The 4,124-nt window shown below is 71.8% G+C and carries 6 protein-coding genes; 3 read left to right on the top strand and 3 right to left on the bottom strand.

What is annotated here, in order from left to right:
• Window positions 1-672 (bottom strand): TerD family protein (locus KN815_RS47275; protein ID WP_253209696.1); only part of this gene is annotated, 672 nt, incomplete at its 3' end.
• A gap of 233 nt (window positions 673-905) precedes the next feature.
• On the opposite strand from KN815_RS47275, the gene KN815_RS47270 reads away from it, so the two are divergent.
• Complete coding sequence (locus KN815_RS47270) at window positions 906-1,400, top strand: DUF6643 family protein (protein ID WP_216347935.1); 495 nt, start codon at window positions 906-908, stop codon at window positions 1,398-1,400.
• Between the two features lie 468 nt (window positions 1,401-1,868).
• Here KN815_RS47270 and KN815_RS47265 read toward each other — a convergent pair whose 3' ends face one another.
• Window positions 1,869-2,576: a response regulator gene (locus tag KN815_RS47265; RefSeq protein ID WP_216347934.1), complete on the bottom strand. Its 708-nt coding sequence runs from the start codon at window positions 2,574-2,576 to the stop codon at window positions 1,869-1,871.
• A 109-nt stretch (window positions 2,577-2,685) separates the two neighbouring features.
• Window positions 2,686-3,135, bottom strand: a complete 450-nt coding sequence (locus KN815_RS47260) for a cyclic nucleotide-binding domain-containing protein (protein WP_078645719.1) — start codon at window positions 3,133-3,135, stop codon at window positions 2,686-2,688.
• Between the two features lie 218 nt (window positions 3,136-3,353).
• On the opposite strand from KN815_RS47260, the gene KN815_RS47255 reads away from it, so the two are divergent.
• Window positions 3,354-3,812 carry an ATP-binding protein gene (locus KN815_RS47255; RefSeq protein ID WP_216347933.1) on the top strand — a complete coding sequence of 153 codons (459 nt, stop codon included), beginning with the start codon at window positions 3,354-3,356 and terminating at the stop codon, window positions 3,810-3,812.
• A 59-nt stretch (window positions 3,813-3,871) separates the two neighbouring features.
• Window positions 3,872-4,124, top strand: a 253-nt coding sequence (locus KN815_RS47250; protein ID WP_253209695.1) for a universal stress protein, incomplete at its 3' end; no start/stop codon positions are given.

Here is a 4,124-nt window from a genome sequence, read left to right as displayed (position 1 = left end):
GGCCGGGGGGCCGGACGGCGGCGCGGCGGCGGTGTACGGGTTCTGCGCGGCCGCGTACGGGTTCTGCGCCGCGTACGGGTTCTGCCCGGCGTTCGGCGGCGCGGCGGGGGCCGGGACGGGGGCGGCGGGCTGAGCCGGCGTCTGCTGCGGTTCGTCGACGCTGATACCGAAGTCCGTGGCGAGCCCCGCCAGCCCGCTCTCGTACCCCTGGCCCACCGCGCGGAATTTCCAGGCGCCCTGCCTGCGGTACAACTCGCCGAGGACGAAGGCGGTCTCGATGGTGGCGTCCTCGCTGTCGAAGCGGGCGATCTCCGCGCCGCCCGCCGCGTCCAGCACCCGGATGTGCAGACCGGGGACCTGACCGAACGTTCCGCCATCGGCCGAAGCCGCGAGGACCACGGTGTCGATGGCGGGTTCGACGCGGGCGAGGTCCACCGAAAGGGTGTCGGTCACGGTGTCACCCGTGGTCCGCTTCCCCTCGTGGCGCACCGCGCCTGAAGAGTGCGCCGCCTGGTTGTAGAAGACGAAGTCCCCGTCGGACCTGACCTTTCCGGACATCAGCAGCAGCGCCGAGGCGTCCACGTCCGGCGCCCCCGGTCCGGCGCGCCAGCCGAGCTCGATCCGCACCGCGCTTGCCGGTACTGGCGTGTTACCGCCCTTGCGCATCGCCATTTACGTCCCCCTGCCTCTCTGTTCGCTCGGTCATCGGGCCGCTGGGCCGCCGCATACCGCGGACGACCCGTGGTTACCCGCTGAAAACGCGCTCTTTACACGATCTCAACGTACCCTGACGACCGATTTTCCCTGGTTCGCTCGGATTGGGGATCCACGGCCACTCCGAACACTGAAAACAACCCTCCTACCGGACTCCCCAATCAGCACATGGTGGGCTTAACTTATGGTCTATGACCTCCCCCCGCAGCACTTACGGTGGCGGCTACTACTCCTCGCCGTCCTTCCCGGACACCCCCATCTACGACAGCCTTGTCGCCGAGCGGGGCACACCGCAGATCGCACCCATCAGGGTGCCGTCCGCCTACGACACCGGAAGTCATCTTCCGGCCCTGCCCTCAGCGCTTCCCGCGCTGCCGGCCGCGCCCTCGCCGCAGCCCATGTACCAGGGCTACCAGCAGCAGCCGCAGCCCACCGGGTTGCAGCAGGCGCACTCGCCCTACATCCCGCCGCAGCCGACCGGCCCGCGGGGCTACCCGGGCGCTCAGCAGCCGCAGACGCAGCGGCCCGCCCCGGCCGCGCCGATGGGCTACGAGGCGATGCGCCCGGCCATGACGCGCCCGGCCGCGCCGCGTCCGGCGGCCCCCGCGCAGTCTCCCTACGAGGACCCTTACGGGCGTCAGCAGTACCCGGGCGGCCGGTCGCCGCACCCGGGAGGCGGCTACTGACGCGTGTCGGGAGGTGGTGCGACCGGGCCGGTGCCCGGTCGCGGGAAGGATCGGGCCGGATGGGGCACCCCCGTCCGGCCCCTGATTTTTGTGCGGGCCGTCCGGCCCCTGGATTTCCGGGGCCGGTACGGTCCCGACTCTCGAGAGGGCCGTTCGGCCCCTCCCCTGCGGCGGAACGCATCGCGATGCTGGACCGGGCAATTCCGCGAACCATCTCCAGCGCGGCGGCGGACCGGGCTCTCACTCCACTGCGGTGAAGGGCATCTCGGCCGGTCCGGCTCGTTCGGTGTGAGGCGCGGGGCCGGCAGGGGAGCCGGTCTCGCGCTCCATGCGAACCGCGGCGCCCGGCCCACCGTAAGGACGTCACCAGGACCACCGCAGGGGCGTCACCAGGACCACCGCGGGCACGTCATCCGGCCCGCCCCGCCGTAAGGACGTCATCGGCTCGTGGCCGTACCGCTCACGGGCTCACTGACCCGCTTCGCGCTCCTTGATCCGCTCGGCGATCACCGCGGCCTGAATGCGCCGCCCCACGCCCAGCTTGGACAGGATCGCGGAGATGCGGTTCTTGACGGTCTTCTCGGCCAGGAACAGCCGCTCGGCGATCTGCCGGTTGGTCAGCCCGTCGCCGATGAGCTGAAGGATCTCCCGCTCCCGCGGTGACAGGTTCTCCAGCTCCACGGGCCCGCTGGGCGCGGGGCCGCGCAGCCGGGCCATCACCCGGGCGGTGGCGCCGGGGTCGAGCATGGAGCGGCCGTCGGCCACGGTGCGCACCGCCGACACCAGGTCGGACCCGTTGATCTGCTTGAGCACATAGCCCGCGGCCCCGGCCATGATGGCGTCGAACAGCGCCTCGTCGTCGTCGAAGGACGTCAGCATCAGACAGGCGAGGTCGGGGAGGCGGGCCCGCAACTCCCGGCAGACCTCGATCCCTTCGTGGTCCCCGCCGTCGCCCGAGGAGCCGAGCCGTACGTCGAGCACCGCGACCCGTGGCCGTACGGCGGGGGCGCGGGCGATGGCCTCGCGGGCGTTGGCCGCCTCGCCGACCACCTTCAGATCGGATTCGGCGTCCAGCAGGTCACGCAGTCCGCGCCGCACCACCTCGTGGTCGTCGAGCAGAAAGACCCCGATGGGGCCGTCGGGGTCGGCTGTCTGGGGCACGGCCTCTCCATCCATGGCGCACGGGTCGCCGGTCGCGATCCGGCTGCCCAGCTTTACGTTCTGCCGCGGGGCGGCGTAAGGGGCCATTCGGCCCCCGGGCCGCTCTCCGCGCCGTCCGGCCCGGTCATGGCGAGATCCCGCCCGCGTACGGCCCGTACAGATCCAGCAGCCGGGTGCGGGCACTCTGCAACCGGCCCCCGATCACCTGGGCGCAGGCCAGCGCGAGGGCGTAGCCGAGCTCCGGGTCCTCGTCGCACAGCCGGCGCACCGCCGCCGCGTTGAATTCGTGCGCGCGCACCGGGCTGAGCGCCTCCGCGCCCAGATGCCAGGTGTCCGGCGGGAAGAGCCAGGACCAGCCGATGAGCTCTCCGGGGCCGAGGGTCTCGATCACCGCGGCCCGGCGCCCCGGAACATGCAGATCGAGGGTGACCGCGCCGGTACGGATGATCCAGAAGCGGTCGGCCTTACGGCCCTCCTCGAAGATGCGGCCGCCCGCGGGGAAGGACACATCGTGGGCCAGCGCCATCACCCGCTCACGATGTTCGGTCTTCAGCGCGCTCAGAAGTCCCATCATGACCTCACTCTGCCGTTTCCTCTCCCCCCTCGCCCCTCGGCGGTCACTGTGCTCACGAGACAACGAGAGGCAGCGATCCAAAGCGATACGCCGACGATCGGGTATCGCTTAACCCTTACCCATTTCCGGTCACGTTTCCGATATGACACGTCATTCGTGGTCGTGATAACCGATGAGGCCCCACTCCCCGTACCCTCGGCTGCTTCACCGACCCTGCGATGTCGCTCGTACTCGTCACCAAACGGGAGGCACTGGTGCTAGCCGACCCTCGTCGGTCCGCCGATCGAGCCGGAGAACACCTGCTCCACCGCCATTTCACGGCCGACGAGCTGCCCCGGCTGCGGGTGCAGATCGAGGAGTGCGCGGCCTGGGCCGGGCTCTGCGAGGCCCGCCGCGGGGACTTCGTGCTGGCCGTCGACGAGATCGCCAACAACGCCATCGAGCACGCGGGCGGCACCGGCTCCCTGCTGCTGCGGCGGATCGGCGACGAGCTGGAGTGCCGGATCAGCGACTCCGGCCCCGGCTTCTCCGAGGACGTCATCCCCCGGATCCTGCCGGGGCTGGACGGCGCCACCAGCGGCCGCGGGCTGTGGCTGACCCAGCTCGTCACCGACCGGCTGGCGATCAGCGCGGGGACGATGGGCGCCGTGGTGACGCTGGCCATGCGGCTGCGTTGAGTGAGCCGCCGGATTCCCTCGGCGACCGCTTCGGCGGGACAATGAGAGGGGACACACCCATGTGCCGGCAGGGAGAGGCGGTGGGCACGGTGGAGCTTCCCGTGGTCGTCGGGGTCGACGGTTCACACGCCGCCTCGGACGCCCTGGACTGGGCGGCCGAGCTGGCCGGGCGCCGCGGGCTGCCGCTGCGCGTCGTCCACGCCTCCCTGTGGGAGCGGTACGAGGGCTACGTCGCCGGAACGGCCGCCGACCGCCCCGCCGAGCGGCTCCACAGCGAGGCGGTGCTGGCCGCCGCGGCCGAGCGGGCCGGGC

Source organism: Streptomyces niphimycinicus (genome assembly GCF_018883605.1).
Lineage (GTDB): Bacteria > Actinomycetota > Actinomycetes > Streptomycetales > Streptomycetaceae > Streptomyces > Streptomyces niphimycinicus.
Note: the sequence above shows the minus strand (reverse complement) of the source record. Positions and strands in the feature narration are given on the sequence as shown.

Coding starts and splice junctions, on each gene's coding strand:
- KN815_RS47270 (WP_216347935.1), top strand. CDS start 906: ATGACCTCCCCCCGCAGCACTTACGGTGGCGGCTACTACTCCTCGCCG.
- KN815_RS47265 (WP_216347934.1), bottom strand. CDS start 2,576: ATGGATGGAGAGGCCGTGCCCCAGACAGCCGACCCCGACGGCCCCATC.
- KN815_RS47260 (WP_078645719.1), bottom strand. CDS start 3,135: ATGATGGGACTTCTGAGCGCGCTGAAGACCGAACATCGTGAGCGGGTG.
- KN815_RS47255 (WP_216347933.1), top strand. CDS start 3,354: ATGTCGCTCGTACTCGTCACCAAACGGGAGGCACTGGTGCTAGCCGAC.